General features: G+C 48.5%; 17 protein-coding genes and 1 pseudogene. 6 read left to right on the top strand and 12 right to left on the bottom strand.

Annotated features, from left to right (window positions below):
- Window positions 1–15: 15 nt before the first annotated feature.
- Window positions 16–2130, bottom strand: a complete 2115-nt coding sequence (locus H4O27_RS05040; protein ID WP_165008027.1) for a TonB-dependent siderophore receptor — start codon at window positions 2128–2130, stop codon at window positions 16–18.
- 101 nt (window positions 2131–2231) lie between these two features.
- Here H4O27_RS05040 and H4O27_RS05035 point away from each other — a divergent pair, with 101 nt between their 5' ends.
- A complete protein-coding gene (locus tag H4O27_RS05035) occupies window positions 2232–3110 on the top strand; it encodes a helix-turn-helix transcriptional regulator (protein WP_165008025.1) in 879 nt (292 codons plus the stop codon).
- A 77-nt stretch (window positions 3111–3187) separates the two neighbouring features.
- Here the strand turns inward: H4O27_RS05035 and H4O27_RS05030 are convergent, their stop codons facing one another.
- Window positions 3188–3790, bottom strand: coding sequence for a DUF4230 domain-containing protein (locus H4O27_RS05030; protein WP_165008023.1), 603 nt, complete (start codon window positions 3788–3790; stop codon window positions 3188–3190).
- Between the two features lie 224 nt (window positions 3791–4014).
- Between H4O27_RS05030 and ribBA the strand changes: the two genes are divergently transcribed.
- Complete coding sequence (gene ribBA, locus H4O27_RS05025; RefSeq protein WP_165008021.1) at window positions 4015–5349, top strand: bifunctional 3,4-dihydroxy-2-butanone-4-phosphate synthase/GTP cyclohydrolase II; 1335 nt, start codon at window positions 4015–4017, stop codon at window positions 5347–5349.
- 24 nt (window positions 5350–5373) lie between these two features.
- The gene (locus H4O27_RS05020; RefSeq protein WP_308806048.1) at window positions 5374–5748 is read left to right on the top strand and encodes a GNAT family N-acetyltransferase; all 375 of its coding nucleotides are present in this window, start codon (window positions 5374–5376) and stop codon (window positions 5746–5748) included.
- 59 nt (window positions 5749–5807) lie between these two features.
- Here the strand turns inward: H4O27_RS05020 and H4O27_RS05015 are convergent, their stop codons facing one another.
- Both H4O27_RS05015 and H4O27_RS05010 read right to left on the bottom strand, forming a co-directional pair.
- Window positions 5808–7151, bottom strand: coding sequence for an aldehyde dehydrogenase family protein (locus H4O27_RS05015; RefSeq protein WP_165008016.1), 1344 nt, complete (start codon window positions 7149–7151; stop codon window positions 5808–5810).
- Between the two features lie 248 nt (window positions 7152–7399).
- The gene (locus H4O27_RS05010) at window positions 7400–7591 is read right to left on the bottom strand and encodes a hypothetical protein (protein WP_165008014.1); all 192 of its coding nucleotides are present in this window, start codon (window positions 7589–7591) and stop codon (window positions 7400–7402) included.
- A gap of 215 nt (window positions 7592–7806) precedes the next feature.
- On the opposite strand from H4O27_RS05010, the gene H4O27_RS05005 reads away from it, so the two are divergent.
- Window positions 7807–8154: a helix-turn-helix domain-containing protein gene (locus H4O27_RS05005; RefSeq protein WP_193004221.1), complete on the top strand. Its 348-nt coding sequence runs from the start codon at window positions 7807–7809 to the stop codon at window positions 8152–8154.
- Window positions 8151–8951 carry an IS3 family transposase gene (locus H4O27_RS05000; RefSeq protein ID WP_193004344.1) on the top strand — a complete coding sequence of 267 codons (801 nt, stop codon included), beginning with the start codon at window positions 8151–8153 and terminating at the stop codon, window positions 8949–8951. Before H4O27_RS05005 ends, H4O27_RS05000 begins: the two co-directional genes overlap by 4 nt.
- A gap of 71 nt (window positions 8952–9022) precedes the next feature.
- On the opposite strand, the pseudogene H4O27_RS04995 reads toward H4O27_RS05000, so the two are convergent.
- From H4O27_RS04995 to H4O27_RS04965, 7 genes and pseudogenes are all read right to left on the bottom strand, one after another.
- A pseudogene (locus tag H4O27_RS04995) lies at window positions 9023–9286 on the bottom strand (DUF302 domain-containing protein); the annotation flags it as partial.
- 268 nt (window positions 9287–9554) lie between these two features.
- A complete protein-coding gene (locus tag H4O27_RS04990; protein WP_165008001.1) occupies window positions 9555–9923 on the bottom strand; it encodes a rhodanese-like domain-containing protein in 369 nt (122 codons plus the stop codon).
- Window positions 9924–10162: 239 nt separating this feature from the next.
- The gene (locus H4O27_RS04985; protein WP_165007999.1) at window positions 10163–11569 is read right to left on the bottom strand and encodes a dihydrolipoyl dehydrogenase; all 1407 of its coding nucleotides are present in this window, start codon (window positions 11567–11569) and stop codon (window positions 10163–10165) included.
- 221 nt (window positions 11570–11790) lie between these two features.
- A complete protein-coding gene (locus tag H4O27_RS04980) occupies window positions 11791–12528 on the bottom strand; it encodes a glutathione peroxidase (RefSeq protein ID WP_165007997.1) in 738 nt (245 codons plus the stop codon).
- Between the two features lie 175 nt (window positions 12529–12703).
- Window positions 12704–13480 (bottom strand): 1-acylglycerol-3-phosphate O-acyltransferase, encoded by a 777-nt coding sequence (locus H4O27_RS04975; RefSeq protein ID WP_165007995.1) that lies wholly within the window; start codon window positions 13478–13480, stop codon window positions 12704–12706.
- Window positions 13481–13532: 52 nt separating this feature from the next.
- The gene (mutM, locus tag H4O27_RS04970) at window positions 13533–14360 is read right to left on the bottom strand and encodes a bifunctional DNA-formamidopyrimidine glycosylase/DNA-(apurinic or apyrimidinic site) lyase (protein WP_165007993.1); all 828 of its coding nucleotides are present in this window, start codon (window positions 14358–14360) and stop codon (window positions 13533–13535) included.
- Between the two features lie 103 nt (window positions 14361–14463).
- Window positions 14464–15129 (bottom strand): methyltransferase domain-containing protein, encoded by a 666-nt coding sequence (locus H4O27_RS04965; protein ID WP_165007991.1) that lies wholly within the window; start codon window positions 15127–15129, stop codon window positions 14464–14466.
- A gap of 216 nt (window positions 15130–15345) precedes the next feature.
- Between H4O27_RS04965 and H4O27_RS04960 the strand changes: the two genes are divergently transcribed.
- Window positions 15346–17535: a LysM peptidoglycan-binding domain-containing protein gene (locus H4O27_RS04960; RefSeq protein WP_165007989.1), complete on the top strand. Its 2190-nt coding sequence runs from the start codon at window positions 15346–15348 to the stop codon at window positions 17533–17535.
- Between the two features lie 273 nt (window positions 17536–17808).
- Here the strand turns inward: H4O27_RS04960 and H4O27_RS04955 are convergent, their stop codons facing one another.
- The gene (locus H4O27_RS04955; RefSeq protein ID WP_165007987.1) at window positions 17809–19236 is read right to left on the bottom strand and encodes a DEAD/DEAH box helicase; all 1428 of its coding nucleotides are present in this window, start codon (window positions 19234–19236) and stop codon (window positions 17809–17811) included.
- Window positions 19237–19396: the final 160 nt, after the last annotated feature.

Here is a 19396-nt window from a genome sequence, read left to right as displayed (position 1 = left end):
ACATCACAAGATTTTTTACCAGCGATAACCTGCCGAAAGCGTCACCACACGCCCTTTGCCGTAAAAACAGGCATTGTCGTTGGCACAGGAGGCAGCATATTTTTTGTTGGCCGGATTTTGCACATTAAGCTGAAGCTGCATGCCTTTGAGTGCGCGCCAATGCTCGCCCGGTTTGTAAGCCAGCTTCATGTCCCACAAAGTATAGGCCGGTACACGGAAGGTATTGGCGTTGTCGCCCCATGTTTTGCCGATACGGCGCAAGCCCAAACCCGCGCTGACACCGCTCAATACGCCGGAGAAGCGGTAATCCGTCCACAATGAGAAACTGTGTTTCGGCACGCCCCACGAAGTTGTGCCAACTGCTAAAGCATCGCTGTCTTCGCGTACTTTTTTGTCCAGATAAGTATAATTACCGCTGATGCCCCAAGCCGGTGTGATATCGCCCTGAATCTCGATTTCCGCACCACGCGTGCGAACTTTACCGCGCTGCGTTTTCTCGTAGGTCAACGGCGTGTAAACGGTCAGTTTTTTCTGCTCGATATCAAATAGTGCGGCATTTGCCGAGAAGGATGGGTTAGGCTGGTATTTTAAACCTGCTTCCCATTGTCGCGCTGTGGTCGGCTTGAGCATACTGCCGTCGGTAGCGGCCCCTGCTTCAGGCAAAAACGATGTACTGTAGCTCATATAAGGGCTGAGGCCGTTTGAAAACGCATACAATACTCCCGTGCGCCAAATGAATTTTCCGTCTGATTGCACTTGGCTTTTGCCATATAAATCATCGCGGTAATAACGTCTCACGCGGTCATAACGACCACCTGCCAGAAAATGCCAGTTTCCCCATTGGATTTGGTCCTGCACATACACGCCTGTTTGCTTGATTTTCGTGGTTTCATCGGTGGTTAACGGTGGCTCTTCCACGCTCACGCCGTATACAGGACTGCGCCAATCAATGGAAGGGGCATTGCCCAACCAAGCTTTCAAATCTGCACGGCGGTCGGCGTAATCCAAGCCGAATAGTGCATCGTGTTTGACCGGGCCGGTATTGCCCTGCCAACGCAAGCGGTTGTCAGCCAACAAATCGCGTGAGCTATCTTCAAAACGACGGGCTTTGCGGATAAGTTCGCTGCCTTCTCCTGCATACCATACCACCAACGTTTTCCAGTCATCTGAATATTGACCATAACGCAGGTTTTGCTCAACGCTGAAGCCGTTGCCGAAATCATGGCTGAAACGGTGACCGATATGGGCTTTTCGGTTATTGAAATTGTGGAAGTTTTTATCACCTGCGAAGAAATCGTAAGGAATATAACTGCCTTCCACCGCATCTACCGTGCCTTGACGCACCAAAAAGTTGCGGTCGCCTGCTTCGGGTTGACGTTCGTAGAATGCTTTCAACGTCCATTCTGTTTGCTCATTCGGTTTCCAGCGTAAAGACGGCGCCAAGGCCAACGAACGCTGCCGCGCCACATCGCCCGCCTGCCAATTCACCTGCTTGGCATCACCGACAATACGGTAAGCCCATTCGTCATTCAGGGCACGGTCAAGGTCGATACCGACTTCAGCCAGTTTGCCCGTGCCGGTCTTGAATATTACTTCGTTTTCATTGCTGCCGCTGGCTTCTTTAAACGAAATATTGACCAAGCCGCCCGGATTGGCTTGGCCGTACAATACCGATGACGGCCCTTTCAGTACTTCGATGCGGTCAACCGCATAAGGACTGATTTCCAGCGAAGCCGGATAGCGCAAACCGTCTAAAAATGTCGGTTGGCCGCCACCGCCGCTTTTGAAACCAATACCCCGCACCGACATTTCGATAATGCCGTTTTCACCACGGTAACCACCTGAGGTACCTGCGGTATAAGCCAGCGTTTCCGCCATATCTTTCGGCTCCCGCTCGTCCAAATGGCGACGGGTGACCACACTCACACTTTGCGGCACGTTGTTTGACGGTGTCGCGGTTTTCGTGGCGGACTGGGATTGCCGGGGTGAGGCCGTATACTGGTAACGCGCCGCGTTTCGTTGCCCCGCCACTTCAACAGTTTCTAATTCCACAGTATCTTGGGCATAAACAGCCTGAATTGCCAATACGGTGGGCAGCAGCGAAAAACCGATAATTAAACGGTAATTCATTATAGCCTCCTAATCTAACTGATAATAATTATTAAAAGCTTATTATGTCAGTTTTTGCTATACTGATACCCGAATTTTCCGCAATTTTATCCCCACCGAAAATGAATCATTACAACCGTTTCCCCATCAGCAACCATATGCAGACAGGCCACATCAGTATTTGTCGTTTTACCGATGGTTTAGAGTTGAAATATGCCGAACTGCAAACACTATCCCAGATAGAATCAGAAGTCCGCTTCGACCCTGATCTGCGCCTGATTTTCACGCTTGAAGGCACTACTCACCTGCAATTAGGCAAGCGTGAGGTTTTCCTTCATGCTTCGGATTCCCAAACTGCCGTATTGCTACCGGTCAACCAGCCAACAGACGGCCGCAAAATTTTCTACAGCGGGCGACAAAATGAATTGGTTTTGTTTTGCAGCAGTCAGCTGCTGGCACAAATGGGCTGTCCGCCCGAAGTTTTGCGCCTGTTTCGCAGCAGCCATCTCGAACCCCATTATTTTCACCCGACTGCCTCTATACAGATGCATTTAAACAATCTCTTATCCGTATCTGAAAAACCGGAAATCTGGCAAAACTTCCACCGCCACGGTCAAATGCTGCTGCTGATGGGCGAAGTTTTGCAAACGCTGTTTCCCGTCATTCCAAGCGATGAAACTTTAGCCCGCAAACGCCTGCAAAAACTCATCACGCTTCTGCACGATCCGCGGCATTTTAATGAAAATATCGAAACGTTTGCCCGCCTGTGCAATACCAATCCGACCACTCTGCAACGGGATTTTCAGACAACTTTCCACACCAGCATTGCGCGTTATCATCGCGAATACCGTCTCAACCGAGCGCGCAGCGCACTCAAACAGGCGCAAACCGTTTATCAGGCCGCACAACTGGCAGGCTATGATAATCCCGAATGCTTCAGCAAAGCGTTTAAAAAACAGTTCGGCAGCAATCCGAGTGAATACAGGATGAAAGCCGTCTGAAAAATACAACTCAACAAAACCAACAACAAAGGCCGTCTGAAAAACAATTTTCAGACGGCCTTTTATCATTCAATTTTCTACTTACACACCGGCACTGCAGCCGGATAAATCGACACTTGCGTTTGCGTTAATCTAAACAAGTCTTCCAGCTGCCGTTGCGCTTGCGTGGTCGCATTCTTCAAAATATCGGCTTTACACGCACCGGTGAGCACCTGCTTGCGCGCCTGCTCTTGCACGGTTTTAAACACCGCTTTATCCATCGGCAAAATATTCAGCGAACCGGTTTGAATGTCGTAAACCTCGATATCTTCCAAATCCACGCTGAGGATTTCCACTTCCGGCAGGCTGACGATGACTTTTCCATCGATGATGTTCACATTATCAGCGGTTATTTTATCCAAATCGACACCGGCCAACACTTTGCCGCGCACGATAAACAAACCGCTTTGCGCATCCTGCCACAACTTGCGCCAGTCGCCTTTTTTCTCAGTACGGATAATGGTATCGATATAAAACGCCGTACTTTCCAAGCGGTTGAGCTGCTTGATTTGCGTCAGCACACCTTCTCGCGACAATACTTCAGTTTGCTCTTGTACAACGCGTTCATGATAAAACCAACCGCCTGCCGCCGCTGCCGCAATCAGCAACAACACCGGCAGCCGGCGAAAAAATATCTTCATTGCATAACCTTGAAACTTTTAATGAAATCAAATGCCGATATGGCTGCCTTTGATGAAATTTCAATAACAAAGGCCGTCTGAAAACCTGATTTTACGTTTCAGACGGCCTAGTTTTTATCATTCGAAATTACTATAAAGTAATATAAATTACCCATATTACCAAATTTGCTTTTTGATAAAACCGGGACTACAATCCGACTACGTTCTCACACACAGGACACATCATGACCATTACCGAATTGCGCCGCCACAACCTGAGACTATGGATTAACCGTCAATGCGGCGGTCAGCAAGCCCGATTGGTTGAGGCAACCGGCATCAATCAGGGCGAACTCTCCGCTTTATTGAAAAACAAATCCTTCGGTGAGAAAAAAGCCCGAAAAATAGAGCATGATGCCGCCATGCCCGAAATGTGGCTCGACACCCTACACCCACCCACTCCATCCGACTTTAAAGAAAGCAAAGCCATGAATATTGCCACCATTCCAGAAATTTTAGCCGACATCAAAGCCGGTAAAATGGTCATCATCACCGATGCCGAAGACCGTGAAAACGAAGGCGATTTACTGATGGCGGCGCAATTCGTCACCCCCGAAGCCATCAATTTTATGATCAAACACGCCCGCGGTTTGGTCTGCCTGCCGATGGAAAGCGAAATGGTAGAAAAACTCGGCCTGCCGATGATGACGCAGAAAAACGGTGCGCAATACGGCACCAATTTTACCGTTTCCATCGAAGCAGCCCACGGTATTGCCACCGGCATTTCCGCCGCCGATCGCGCGCTGACCATTCAAACCGCCGTTTCGCCGTCTGCCAAACCTGAAGACATCGTCCAACCCGGCCATATTTTCCCGCTGCGGGCGCAGAAAGGCGGCGTGTTGGTGCGTGCCGGACACACCGAAGCCGGCGTTGATTTGGCGCAAATGTGCGGCCTGATTCCGGCGGCGGTTATCTGCGAAATCATCAACGACGACGGCACCATGGCCCGTATGCCCGAACTGATTGAATTTGCCAAAACCCACGGCCTGAAAATCGGCACGATTACCGACTTAATCGAATACCGCAGCCGCACCGAAAACCTGTTGGAAGAAATGGGCGACTCACCGGTAAACACACCTTGGGGCATGTTCCAACAACATGTTTACGTCGATAAATTAACCGGCGAAACCCATTTGGCCTTGGTAAAAGGCACACCGACCGCTGAAAACGAAACCTTAGTGCGCGTGCATGAGCCGTTCAGCGCCATGGATTTCATCTCGCCGAATCCACGCCATTCTTGGTCGTTGCCGCAAGCCTTGGCCCGCATTCAACAAGCCGAAAGCGGCGTGGTCATTTTGATGCACCGTACGGAAGACGGCGCCTCCCTACTCGACCGCACCCTGCCGAAAGGCGCAAACCAAGCCTTTAAATGGGACAGTAAAAACTATGGCATCGGCGCACAAATTTTGGCCAACCTTAATGTCAACAAACTGCGCGTCTTGGGCAAACCGTCCACCTTTACCGGCTTAACCGGCTTCGGCTTGGAAGTGGTCGGCTTTGAAGAAGCGGAAAACCAGTAATTAAATTGTTTTAATTAAGGCCGTCTGAAATGGTTAATTTCAGACGGCCTTAATTTTTTTTCTTGCCCCCTGCGGCAAATCTTTTATACTGATGAAGCAATCCGTAATTTTTCAATGACAAAGGAGAAAGTTATGCCGAATATCCAGCATCAAATCGAGTCGCAAAAATTTGTCTTATTGGCCGATGACGAAATTGTCGGCGAATTAGACTACCGCAAGCTTGGCAACGCGCTCGACATCACCCACACCCGCATCGAGCCGAAATACCGCGGTAAAGGCTTGGCACGCTACTTGGTGAACGCCGCCATTCAGGAAGCTGAGAAAAACGGTTTGGATTTAACCGCAAGCTGCGATTACGCCGAGCAGATCTTGGCGCGCGAAGGCCGCTTGCCGCATTGATTTTATCTATTGTAAAGGCCGTCTGAACAATAACCTTTCAGACGGCCTTTAATAATTCATTACTTCTGCCAGTACGTTTTCACATTTACAAATTCATATAAACCGAATTCCGACAACTCACGACCATAACCCGATGCTTTCACTCCGCCGAACGGCAAGCGCAAATCACTGCTGGTGTGGCGGTTGATAAACACCGAACCGGCCTGAATATGTTCAGCATATTGCCATGCCTGCCCGGTATCGCCCGAATAAATCGCCGCCCCCAAGCCAAACGGCGAATCATTGGCCAATTCAACCGCGTGTGCTTCGTTGTCCGCCCGTAAAATCATCGCCACCGGCCCAAACACTTCTTCACGATACACGCGGCAGGCAGGATTCACCCGATCCAAAACCGTGGCCGGATAAAACCAGCCTTTGCCTGCGGGGATTTCCCCGCCTATCAAGCAATCTGCGCCATGTGCGACTGCATCGCATACTTGCTCATGCACAGTATCGCGCAAATCGGCGCGGTGTAACGGCGCAAGCGTGGTATCGGCCTCTTTGGGATGTCCGCTTTTCAGCTTGGCACATTCCGCTAAAAACAACGGAATAAATTGATCAGCAATGGCTTCGGTAACAATGATGCGTTTGGCCGCATTACACGATTGACCGGCATCGCGAAAACGGGAATAGCAGGCATCTTTTGCGGCTTGCGCCAAATCGGCATCAGGCATCACAATGAAAGCATTGCTGCCGCCCAGTTCCAATACGGTTTTCTTCAAATGCATACCGGCATGTGCAGCAAGGCGGCGGCCGGTGTGAGTCGAGCCGGTAAACGCCATGGCATCGGTGGCTTCAATGGCCTTCAGCGTATCGTCATGACTCAGCCACGCAGGCATCATCGGTAAATCTTCGCCGATAATGCCAAACAAAGCGGCAGTAACACGCGCCACGCTGGGAGCGGGTTTCACCACGCAGGCATTGCCCGCGCATAAAGCCGGTATCGCAAAACGCAAAACCTGCCACACCGGATAATTCCACGGCATGACCGCCAACACGGCACCTAAAGGCTCAAAGCGAACTTGGCTCAAACTCGCCTGTGTGGCAATGGTTTTGTGCGCCAGCAATTCCGGTGCCAGCCGTGCATAATAGCGAATCAGCTCAACCGATTTTTTCAATTCTGCCCGACATTCATGCAAGCAGCGTCCGACTTCTTCGCACACCATTTGCGCCAACCGCTCTTGCTCGCCGGCCAAACGGTCGGCAAACTTTTGCAGCAAAGCCGTGCGGACGGTGACATTGAGTGCAGCAAACCGCTGTTGACGTTGGTGAAGTTGGCGAAGTGCAGTTGAAAATTCATCCCAACTTTGTGCATCGCGACGGTAAAGCATTTCTCCATCGGCAACGTTCATGCTGTGAAACAAGGTGTACTCCTTTGAGTGCGTGTGTTTTTATGCGTAAACCGATATTATAACGAAGGCCGTCTGAAATTGTTACCGGATAGATGTAGGAAATCGCCGGATTGTTTACACTTTTTATGCAAAACAGCTTTTATTTTTGCCTGAATGATTGTTTCAGGATTTTCTACAGAGAGCCGTCGTTGCGGGCGAATACCAACTCGTTCCCCCTCCGACCTTACCACCCGTGGTATACACGTTCGGTATTTTCGCGTCTAGGCAGCTGCCGTCGCCCATAGTGACACGCAGCGTGCCGTTTTCCAGCACGGCGGCATTTGTTGGGTATTTGTCCTCCCCGCCCATGCAGCGATGTCCTCTACTGCTTTATCGACCATCTGCTTCAACATGTCATGCGCAGCTTGCAGGTTATTATCCGCAGTCTTACGCGCAGTAGTTTCCGTAGCCAACGCCGCGCAGTCGGGGGTTTATAGCGAATCCACTATAGTATCCGCGTCAGCTGCCCGCCCGCGCAGTTTTTCAGACCGCCTTGAGCTTTATTATTCTTGGAGGCAGCAATATTGTTCAGACTGCCTGACGGATAAAAGATCAAGGCCGTCTGAAACATTTGAACTGCACCCCAAAAGTTGGACACCCCTCCAACTTTAAAAGGTGCAGTTTTCTTATGTCCAAATATAACCTACACTTCAAATACCGAGCCGTACTCCATTATCACCAAGTGCACAGCCAACAGCGAACCGCAGAGCACTTCAACCTCTCGCGCACCCACCTGCGCCGTTGGATAGCCTCCTATCGCCAAGGCGGTATCGCCGCACTTCAACACCCGCAGGCTGCGTTTATGAAGACCAAACGCAAAAACCCGTTTATCGCCGACAAACCCGACCACGAAAAAACCCAGGCGGAACTGATTGAAGAGTTACGTTACATGAGGGCGGAGAACGACTACCTAAAGCACATGAAAGCCCTCAACGAAAAGAACGCCGCCAAAGCTGCGAAACCGTTCAAACGTTGAGAGCGAAGCACCCGCTGAAATATCTGCTGCACAGTGCCGGCATTCCCAAAAGCAGCTTTCATTACCATATCGGCAAAGCCGATCCCGATGCGGCGGCCAAAACCGCAGTAAGTGAAGTCTATCGCCGACACAAAGGCCGCTACGGTCATCGGCGGATTGCCGCCGTATTGTCGTGGAACAAAAAGAAAGTGCAGCGCATTATGGGTTTGTTGGGACTGAAAGCCAAAGTCCGCAGCAAAAAAGCCTACCGTCCGCAGGTAATAGGAGAGGCTTCGGATAATATTCTTAATCGTGAATTTACTGCTGGCAAACCGGCAGACAAATGGCTGACCGATGTGACGGAGTTCAAATGCACAGACGGGAAGCTGTACTTATCGCCGATATTGGATGTGTTTAATCGGGAGATTGTGGCCTATTCTTTAAGCCGCAGAGCAAACAGTAAACTGGTGGCACAAATGTTGGATAAAGCATTTGGCCGTCTGAAAGGCCAAACGCCGCTGCTGCATTCCGACCAGGGTGTGCTTTACCGCACCGGGGCTTATCGGGCGAAACTGGCTGAGAAAGGAATGGTGCAAAGCATGTCGCGCAAAGGAAATTGCTGGGACAATGCGCCGATGGAGCGTTTCTTCGGTACATTAAAAGAAGAGAGCTTCTATCAGGAAGGTGCGTTGTCGGTGGCAGAGCTGACAGAGGTAATAGATGATTACATACGTTACTACAATCATGAGCGGATTAGTTTAAACTTAAAAAAGCTGAGTCCTGTCGGCTACAGAACCCAGCTTGAAAAGGCTGTTTGAGAAAGATTCTTAACTTGTCCAAGTATTGGGGGGCAGTTCAGTTTCAGACGGCCTCATTTATTGATAATAACTTATTCCGTAACCACTTTGCAGGCCGGTTTCTCCGCATTGGTCAAAATGTTTTCCACTTCCGAATAATTAATTTTACTGCCCGCAATCAGTGCGCGCGTGTCATTGAATACCACTTTCACGCGCCCGTCGGTTTCTGTTACCAACACGCGCTTCGGCAGTTGCAATGCAAATTCAGGATCTTTCACCATCAAAGGCGTGCCGGATTTTTTTGGGGTGCCGAACGCAATTACTTTTGCCGGCCACATGTCCAAGCCCGCTTTTCTTTGACGGCCGCTTGATAATCGGTGTTTCTTTGACTGTGTTTTGCAGGGCGGTTGACCGTTTCGCCAAAGCGTATCATGCGTTTGACCCATCGGCTTTCCTTATCGCATGGTTGGGACGGGCTTGCTTATTAACGTAGAACAAGCAGCAATTGACGTGGTAGCAAATACTGCAATAGCTACAGTTTTTAATGCTGTCATGAAATCTCTTTTTTATGTTTTTTAAAATCAAGGCCGTCTGAAAATATTTTCTTTCAGACGGCCTAAATGATTATTTTAAACCTTTTTTCAATAAATCTTCATAGCCGCCATGATTGGCCACATTGGTGTAGCCTTCTTTTTTCAAGGCTTCCAAAGCGGCTTCGGCGCGGCGGCCGCTGCGGCAATAAAGGTTAACCGGCGCATTTTTATCCGGGCTGGCTTGTTTGATTTTAACCGTAATTTCATTGGCCGGAATATTAACCGCATTGCGCAAATGACCTTGGGAAAATTCTTCCGGTGTACGCACATCAACCCATAGGCCTTTTGCTTTGGCAGGTTGTGAAGCAACTGATTTTTCAGTCGGCTTGGTATCCATGACTTGTGCAGATAAAGGAGCAACCAACGCGGCGGCAACAAGTAATAACAGGAATTTTTGCATGTTCTATCCTTAAAATCAGTTTATGAAACGATTTAAAATGTAGTGAATTCACTTTAAAATAGTACGGCGTTGGTTCGCCCAGCCGTATTATCCATACTGTCTTCGGCTTGCCGCCTTGTCCTATTTTAAAGTGAATCCACTATAATTCCACACGATATTATTTTATTTGGTCATTATTTTATTTAATTTTAATCAAAGGCCGTCTGAACGTTCAGACGGCCTTTGATTAAATTTTAAATTTAAGCCAATTTCAATTTCGCATTCACATCGCGCAGTGCGGTGCGTAAGCCTTCTTCGATAACCGGATGATAGAAAGGCATATCCAACATTTGCGGAATGGTCATTTTCATTTGATGCGCCCAAGCCAACAGATGCGCCAAGTGTTCGGCGGCCGGGCCGAAAATTTCTGCGCCCAAGAATAAGCCTGTACCTTGTTCGGCATAAACGCGCATATGGCCTTTGTTGACCAACATCACACGGCTGCGGCCTTGGTTTTTAAACGATACTTCGCCGCTGACAAATTGGCCTTCTGAGTATTTGGCAGAAACTTGCGCGTATTTCAAACCAATCGAAGCAATTTGCGGCGTGGTGAATACAACACCGATGGTGCTGCGGCGCAAGCCTTGCTCCAGATTTGGATAACGGCCGGCATTGTCACCGGCGATTTTACCTTGGTCAGAAGCTTCGTGCAGTAATGGTAATTGGTTAGATGCATCACCGGCGATGAAGATATTCGGAATGCTGGTTTGCATGGTCAACGGATCGGCAGTCGGTACGCCACGGCCGTCTAATTCGATATCCAAGTTTTCCAAGCCGATGTTGTCCACATTTGGGCGGCGGCCAACGGCAGCCAACAAGTATTCGGCAGTAAATTCGCCGCTTTCACCGTCTTGATCCCATTTCACCACGACATTTCCGTCTGCATCTAATGCGGCTTCGGTTTTGGCATCCAAATGCAAAGTCATTTCTTCACCGAATACGGCTTTGGCTTCTTCCAATACGACTGGATCAGAAATACCGCCCAAGTTGCCGCCCACGCCGAATATTTCGACTTTCACACCCAGACGATGCAAGGCTTGGCCCAATTCCAAACCAATCACGCCCGGACCAAACACGGCCACGCTTTTTGGCAGCGTATCCCAAGAGAATACATCGTCATTGATGATGACTTTGTCGCCCAATGCCTGCCATTGAGGCAACATAACCGGACGTGAGCCAGTAGCAATCACGATGGTTTTGGCCGTGATTTCGGTGTGATCGTCAATTTGCACGGTATTGGCATCGATGAATTTGGCCGTACCCATGATACGTTTATCGGCGGGCCATTCTTCTACATCGCTTACCACAAAGCCGACAAAGCGATCGCGCTCGGATTTGACGCGGCCCATTACTTCTTCGCCGTTAACCGTTACACTGTCTTTATCCAAATGAATACCGAATGGATCAGTATGCAAAGCATGATGACGGGCTTCGGCGGCTGCAATCAATAATTTGGAAGGCATGCAGCCGACACGTGCGCAGGTTGTGCCATAGACATGATTTTCAATCAGGTAAACATTGTCTGTGTGCAAACGGGCATTACGAAACGCGCCCATGCCGGCAGTACCGCCCCCTATTACCACTACATCTGCGTGAATTTTTTTCATTGTTCATTCCTTTATGAATGCTGCCCGAACATATTCAGACGGCCTGATTGGTTTTTCAGAAATTCCGATTAAATTTAATAATAACCGGCTTCCTTAGTAAATATAGAGTTATTCAGGTAATACCGCGCAATGTCCGGCATTACCTGAATAACTCTAGCATTATTATTCAGGAAAGCAGCCCGAAGGCTGCTTTTTATCTTCCAGCGGTTAATCGTTAATGATTAAAGAGCTGCCAAGTAAGCATCCAACTCTTCGCTGCCGCCGATGTATTTACCTCCAATGAATACTTGAGGAGCAGTCATCTTACCGGTAATCGCACGGACAGAAGTTACGGTTGCGTCTTTACCCAATACGATTTCTTCGTAAGACAGGCCTTTGTCTTCCAAAGTTTTTTTGGCTTTAGCACAGAATTGGCAACCTGGTTTGGTGAAGATAGCGATAGACTCTTGAGATTTCCAGTCTGGTGCAATGTAGTTCAACATGGTGTCGGCGTCAGATACTTTGAACGGATCACCCGGTTCTTCCGGTTCGATGAACATTTTTTCTACTACGCCGTCGTTAACCAGCATAGAGTAGCGCCATGAGCGTTTGCCGAAGCCCAGATCGTTTTTGTCAACCAGCATGCCCATGCCTTCGGTAAATTCGCCGTTACCGTCAGGAATCATCACGATGTTGTCAGACTCTTCTTCAGCAGCCCAAGCATTCATTACGAACGTGTCGTTTACGGATACACAGCAGATTTCGTCTACGCCGTTTTCTTTAAATGCTTTAGCCAATTCATTGTAGCGTGGTAAGTGAGAAGAAGAACAAGTTGGAGTAAATGCGCCGGGCAATGAGAATACTACTACCTTTTTACCGGCGAACAAATCATCGGTAGATACGTCTTTCCAAGTGTCACCAATGCGAGTGTGAAATACAACGCTAGGGATTTTTTGACCGGTACGATCTTGCAAAGCCATGTTTAGCTCCTTTCAGATTAGGTTTATAAGGGTGTTGAAAATCAATGCGTACATTCTAACCCGCCGACTTTCATTTGTATAATTTATAGTTCAAATTATATTAATAATTTTAAACTATAAATTATATAACTGCTTCTGAAAATACAGATAGAGGCCGTCTGAAAAATTTCAAGGTTTATTCGAAACTATTTTTATCTGATTCAATATTTTGACGTACATAATTTTCCGCAATATCCTTCAGTGCATAACGGTCGCTATCCGGATATTCAGACGGCCTGTATAAAGGCGCAAAGTCTAACCGAATGCGTATTTTTTTCATGGAAATGATACGCCACAACGATGACACCAAGTTTACATCGGCATAAGAAGGCTCAATACTGCGTCTGCCCAAGCTGTCGTAATAACGCAAAGTCACGATTTGAATCGGCGCGTCGGCATCAATGGCAGATTGGAACAACGCTGCTTTGAAAGGCAAAACTTCTTTGCCTGAAGACGTACGCGCTTCGGGGAAGAAGCTCACGTTTTGCCCCGACCGCAATGCCGCGCCAATCGCTTGATTAATCGGCTCGATGTCGCGGCGAGAGTTACGGTTGATAAAAACTGTTCCGGCATTTTTGCCCATTTTTCCCAATACCGGCCATTTGCTGATTTCCTGTTTGGCAATAAAGCTGCTCGGATATACTGCGCTCATGGCAAAAATATCCAACCAAGACACATGGTTGGCCACGACTAAAGTGCCGTTTACCGATTGCTGCTGCGGTGGCGTGCCGATTTCCAGCTCAACATCCAAAGCGTCCAGCGCACCTCGGCCTAAAGCCAACACCGCCTGATTGCGTTGCTCCGGATTATTGCCATCAATATTACTCAGATTTTTAGCAGTTTGATAAAGCCACGCCGTCAAACGGGATAAGCGGCGTAAGCGTGTGGCGAATGAGGCTTTTGGAGAAGACATATTTTTCTTATATATTCCATTTGTTTTCAGATGGCCGGAACCTTACCCGGCCTTATTTTTGGCAATGTCCGCAATAAAAAGTACCGCGCTGACCCAAAGTCTGCTTTTGAATCAATTGGCCACATTGCAGACAAGGCTCATTGTGCCTGCCGTAAACAGCATATTCCTGCTGAAAATAACCACTTTTGCCATCACTATTGACAAAATCGCGCAAAGTGCTGCCACCGGTATCGATAGCACGTTGCAAAACTGTTTTAATCGTTCCAACCAACACAGCGCACTCTTTTTTGGTTACTTTATTGGCCGGCCGCTGCGGCAAAATACCTGCTTTAAACAGGCTTTCGTTCGCATAAATATTACCCACGCCCACCACAACGGCATTATCCATCAAAGCCAATTTGACTGCGCGCTTAAGCGGCTTCAATTTCTGATACAGATATTCGGCATTAAAGTCATCAGACAAAGGTTCGGGGCCTAATTTTTCCAACAAAGGGTGATGCTCGGCAATTCCTTCATACCATAAAAATGCGCCAAACCTGCGCGGGTCATGATAACGCAATAGCGTGCCGTCTGAAAAACGGATTTCGACGTGATCATGCTTGTCATGGGTCTCTATGCGTTCTTCACCGGCGGTAAAAATCCGCAAACTGCCCGACATGCCCAAATGAATCAGCAAAATACCGGTATCAAATTGAATCATCAAATATTTCGCTCGACGCCGGCAATCAAGCACAGTTTGTCCGGTCAAAATCTGCGCCAATTCAGGATGGATCGGCCAACGCAGTTTAGGCTGGCGCACTTCAACCGCCGACACGACTTTCCCGGCTATATGCGGATTAATCCCACGCAAGGTGGTTTCTACTTCAGGTAATTCGGGCATAATCTTTGAATAAAAATAATCTTAAATTGAAAACAATAAAGCCAACAGCGTTTATTTTAAAGCCTCAGGCCGTCTGAAAAAGGTAAAACTCTGCAAAAATGCCCTATTTACCCTCTACTCGGGCGATCGTTAGAGCCACCGTCTGCCCTGCCAATTCTTCCTCAAGCTCCGGCAACGGCGTTACCCCCGCCATACGCTTGACCAATACCAAACCATACACTGCAGCACACTGCGGCCACCACCGATCACCCGCCTTTTCCAAAAATTGCCAAAATTTCAGCGCGGAGCCCTGCTCTACAGGCGGCACATACACCATAAATTGCCCGTATTCGATTTCAAAACCCAAATCCTGAATCTGCTGCTTAAATTGCGGCAAGGTAAAACAGTTCCCTTTGCGCGGCAGGCATTTACCGTCAAACCACTTGCTGCCACACCAGAGCGAATTTAAATTAAAGCCGGTAACAATCAATTTACCGCCATGCTTCAACACTCTAGCCGATTCAGTCAACGCCAAAAGCGGCGAACCGCTGTATTCATGGCTGTGCGGCAGCAGCAGCATATCCAAAGATTGGCTTTCCCAAGCCATTTCAGTTGCAATCATGCGCACATCATCAGGAACATAAATAAGCTTTTCGGATGGTCTCAACCAAGCCTGCCCGATTTGAGCCGCCTGTTGATTTTCGGCAACGCACACATGCTTTTGGAAAAACTGCCGCTCCTTTTGCGCAACATATTGCCCGATTACGGTTTGTTCAAACCAAGTATCCATCTGCGCTCCTCACTTTATAGACGGCCTTATTGTGAATGGGGTATCAATTTATACCACAGCATCAAATTTTTACACGCAAGGCCATGACTTTTATCAAAAAGTTGGCATTAAGGCCACATTGTCTGTAAATACCAAGCTTATCGGCTTGACGTTCACAACATCAAACAGTAGTATCCAACTGACTAAATTTATTCTATCTTACTATTATTTTTGACTATGGCAAAACTGAAAACAATTGCACTCACCATTTCGGGTATTTCCGCCGTTTCCGGCGCCACCTACGCACAAGCCGCCGGCAATGCCACCCCTAATCAGGTCGGCATGGCGATGATGCGTTTGAATTCCGCATTGCTTGATCAAGCCAAATCGCAAACCTTTGGCTCAGGCAGCTTGTGGGCTTCTCTACGTAAAGACTTCCGCATGAACGAAGTCAACACCGAATTGGTTCGCCTCCATGAAGGCAAATTTTCGGCCGGGCGTGCTTATTTTGACCGCACTATCAACCGCAGCAAACCTTATATGTATCATATTGCCACTGAAGTGAAAAAACGCAATATGCCTGCCGAAATCGCTTTGCTGCCTTTCATTGAAAGTGCCTATGTTACCAAAGCGAAATCACATGTCGGCGCTTCAGGTTTGTGGCAATTTATGCCGGCGACCGGTCGTCATTATGGTTTGGAAAAAACAGCATTATATGATGGCCGCCATGACGTTTACGCCGCCACCAATGCCGCTTTGAACTACTTGGAATATCTGCATAGTCTGTTTGGCGACTGGTCTTTGGCTTTGGCGGCCTACAACTGGGGAGAAGGCAATGTCGGCCGTGCGATTAACCGCGCACGCGCACAAGGCTTGGAACCAACCTACGAAAACCTGCGCATGCCGAATGAAACGCGAAATTACGTGCCAAAATTATTGGCTGTTCGTAATATTGTCGCCAATCCGCAAGCGTACGGCATGAATGTGAGCGAAATCAGCAACCAGCCATATTTCAAAGCTTTAGATATTGATCAACCAATTGACCACAGTGCCATTACCCGCTTGGCCAACATCGGCGAAAGCGAATTTTTAGCATTAAATCCTGCGTTTAACGCGCCGGTATTCATTCCTAAAGCCAACCGCAAACTATTGCTGCCGGCCAGCGCCGCTGCCACCTTTGAGAAAAATTACCGCAACGCCAAACCGGAAACCTTATTGTCTTGGGATGTTTACACCTCATTCAGCAATACCCACTTAAGCGCTATCGCTGCAGAAACCGGCATGAGTGTGGCCGAAATCAAACGTTTAAATGGCATCAGCGGCCATTCATTGTCTGCCGGCCGCAGTATTTTGGTGGCGAAAAACAGCTTGAGCGGTAGCAATAATATGCCGGTTAACTTTATCGATACCGACAATACGCCGGATACTTATCGTTCAAACATGCCTGAAATGGCACCAATTCAATTGGCCAGCAATGCCAAAGTGGCCGGCACCTTGGCTGCCGATATCGTGACACCGGCTGCTAAATCAAGCAAACCGATTAATTTTGTGAGCCGTACGCAAGCTGAATACGTTGCCGCAGCCAAAGCGCCCGTTGTCGAAACAGTTATTGCCGTGGCTGAGCCACAACAGGCGGCTGTTGATCCTACCCTTGCTCCGGTTGACGCGATTGCTGCTGTTGCCAAAACCCAAACGGTTGTTGCAGAAGCAAAACCACAGGCACCTGCACCAATGAGCTTGGCTTCAGGCTTGGTTGCCAACGCAGCGGATAATACGGCTGAAAAAGCAGTAAAACTCTCCATCGAGGCCTCATCGGAACCGGTTGCAACAGAAGTAGCTTTAACTGAACCGTTGCCGCTGCCGACTCAAGGTCAACAAGCTGAAGAGCTTAGCCAAGACACTGATTCATTGATGGATTTGGTACAAGACTCCACTTCGCGCATTCAAGCTGCAGAAACTGTTCAAGAAACTGTTGCCAAGCTGACCGAGCAAGAAAATGCAGCCAAAGCGCGTGCAGCACTACTGGCTGAAAACAAGGTGAAACAGCAACAACGCATTGCCACCCGCTTGGCACGCACCAAAACGACCGAATCAGAGCAAACCGTTGTCGGCGGTATGCATCGCGTAGCCGAAGGCGATACTTTGTACAACATTTCGCAGCGCTATAATTTGAGCGTGGCCGATTTGATTACTGCCAATAACATCAAAGGCAACAACATCCGCAAAGGCCAATTGCTGCATATTACTGCAGCGAAGCCAAAAGCCGATACAGTTAAAGTGCAAAACGTGGCATATACCGTGCGCAAAGGCGATACATTGAACACCATCGCCAGCCGCTTCGATGTTAATGTCAACGATATTCGTCGCTGGAACAAAAATACCCGTACCGTTACGCCGGGCCAGCGTTTGAAATTACGAGGCAGTTAATGCTAAAAAAGAACCGCAATGCGGTTCTTTTTTATGCCGCTTTATTGATGGCTACGATAGATTGAGGTCTTACAAACTCATAAACTTTCAGAAATCTTTATGCCGTTATTCCCGCTCAAACGGGAATGACGAACATAGTTTGCTTGTTTCAAATTAAATTTTGCAAAAATCTCAGATTTCCCAATCACCGCTTATAAACAAAAAAGCAATGCAGAAAGAAAAAGGAATGCAGAAAGCTGCATTCCTTTTTACTTTCGGACGGCCTTGACTAAATTAACCGCGCTTACCGGCCGGCCGGCTTGATTTACCATAGCCGCCTTTACCACCGAAATCACCACCTGATTTGCGTTTGCCTTTGAAATCCGAACCGCTCTTTTTAAAGCCTTCGCTGCGTGGTTTAAAACCATCTTCACTGCGTTCGCTGCGGATTTTTCCACTAAAACCGCCTTCGCTACGCGGCTTAGCGCCTTTGCGATCACCGAATTTACGGTCACGGTCTCCGTAGCTGCCTTTGGCAAATCTGCCGCCTTTCGTTCTGCCGCCGGTAGACTTGCGTTTACGGGTCGGCTCCATACCTTCTACGGTTACTTCATTTAATTTACGGCCGATGTATTTTTCGATTTTGTGCACTTTAATATATTCGTTCACTTCTGCAAACGTCACCGCAATACCGGTACGGCCTGCACGGCCGGTACGACCGATGCGGTGCACATAATCTTCCGCCTGTTTCGGCAAATCGTAGTTAATCACATGAGTAATGGTCGGCACATCGATACCGCGCGCAGCCACATCGGTTGCCACCAAGATTTTGCAACGGCCTTTGCGCAAATCCATCAAGGTGCGGTTACGCCAGCCTTGCGGCATGTCACCGTGTAAGCAATTGGCAGCAAAGCCTTTTTCATACAACTCATCGGCCAAAACTTCGGTCATGGCTTTGGTTGAAGTGAAAATCACGCATTGGTCGATACTGGCATCGCGCAAAATATGGTCGAGCAAACGGTTTTTGTGGCGCATATCGTCGCAATATAATAATTGCTCTTCGATTTTACCTTGGTCGTCAACGCGCTCAACTTCAATCACTTCCGGATTTTTGGTCAATTTGCGTGCCAATTTGCCGACGGCACCGTCCCAAGTCGCAGAGAATAATAAGGTCTGGCGGTCTTTTGGCGTGGCTTCAACGATGGTTTCGATGTCGTCGATGAAACCCATGTCCAGCATGCGGTCGGCTTCGTCCAGAATCAATACTTCCAAACGATCAAAATCAATTTTGCCGCTGCCCATCAAGTCCATCAAGCGCCCCGGAGTGGCCACCACCAAATCAACCGGCTTGCTCAAAGCGCGGGTTTGATAGCCGAACGACGCACCGCCAACAATGCTGACGGTGCGGAACCAGCGCATATTTTGTGCATAAGTCAACGCATTTTTCTCAACTTGCGCAGCCAATTCGCGGGTCGGGGTCAATACCAAAGCACGTGGGCCTTTGCCGTTTTTTTCGCTGCGTTTGATCAAACGTTGCAGGGTCGGCAGCAGGAATGCGGCGGTTTTCCCCGAACCTGTTTGCGCCGATGCCATGATGTCGCGGCCTTCCAAAGCCACCGGCACCGACTGCGCCTGAATCGGGGTTGGCGATTCGTAGCCCGCGCTTTGCAGCGCAGACAAAATGTTTTTATCAAGGTTTAAATCAACAAATTTAATAGACATGGCTATCCTAAAGACACAACAACAACTTCCGACTGAACATTTCAGACGGCCTGAAGCAAAGGATAAGTAACGGGAAATAAGTTACAAGGTTGTCGCAAGCCCTTTGGCTTGTAAGTTAACATCGACGACAACCTGCAAATATGCGTGAAAGCAAAAAAGA

The sequence above is a fragment of the Neisseria yangbaofengii genome, assembly GCF_014898075.1.
GTDB classification, from domain to species: domain Bacteria; phylum Pseudomonadota; class Gammaproteobacteria; order Burkholderiales; family Neisseriaceae; genus Neisseria; species Neisseria yangbaofengii.
Note: the sequence above shows the minus strand (reverse complement) of the source record. Positions and strands in the feature narration are given on the sequence as shown.

Excerpts from the sequence above, each read along its gene's own strand:
- H4O27_RS05040 (WP_165008027.1), bottom strand. The coding sequence starts at position 2,130 with ATGAATTACCGTTTAATTATCGGTTTTTCGCTGCTGCCCACCGTATTG.
- H4O27_RS05035 (WP_165008025.1), top strand. The coding sequence starts at position 2,232 with ATGAATCATTACAACCGTTTCCCCATCAGCAACCATATGCAGACAGGC.
- H4O27_RS05030 (WP_165008023.1), bottom strand. The coding sequence starts at position 3,790 with ATGAAGATATTTTTTCGCCGGCTGCCGGTGTTGTTGCTGATTGCGGCA.
- ribBA (WP_165008021.1), top strand. The coding sequence starts at position 4,015 with ATGACCATTACCGAATTGCGCCGCCACAACCTGAGACTATGGATTAAC.
- H4O27_RS05005 (WP_193004221.1), top strand. The coding sequence starts at position 7,807 with ATGTCCAAATATAACCTACACTTCAAATACCGAGCCGTACTCCATTAT.
- H4O27_RS04990 (WP_165008001.1), bottom strand. The coding sequence starts at position 9,923 with ATGCAAAAATTCCTGTTATTACTTGTTGCCGCCGCGTTGGTTGCTCCT.
- H4O27_RS04985 (WP_165007999.1), bottom strand. The coding sequence starts at position 11,569 with ATGAAAAAAATTCACGCAGATGTAGTGGTAATAGGGGGCGGTACTGCC.
- H4O27_RS04980 (WP_165007997.1), bottom strand. The coding sequence starts at position 12,528 with ATGGCTTTGCAAGATCGTACCGGTCAAAAAATCCCTAGCGTTGTATTT.
- H4O27_RS04975 (WP_165007995.1), bottom strand. The coding sequence starts at position 13,480 with ATGTCTTCTCCAAAAGCCTCATTCGCCACACGCTTACGCCGCTTATCC.
- mutM (WP_165007993.1), bottom strand. The coding sequence starts at position 14,360 with ATGCCCGAATTACCTGAAGTAGAAACCACCTTGCGTGGGATTAATCCG.
- H4O27_RS04965 (WP_165007991.1), bottom strand. The coding sequence starts at position 15,129 with ATGGATACTTGGTTTGAACAAACCGTAATCGGGCAATATGTTGCGCAA.
- H4O27_RS04960 (WP_165007989.1), top strand. The coding sequence starts at position 15,346 with ATGGCAAAACTGAAAACAATTGCACTCACCATTTCGGGTATTTCCGCC.
- H4O27_RS04955 (WP_165007987.1), bottom strand. The coding sequence starts at position 19,236 with ATGTCTATTAAATTTGTTGATTTAAACCTTGATAAAAACATTTTGTCT.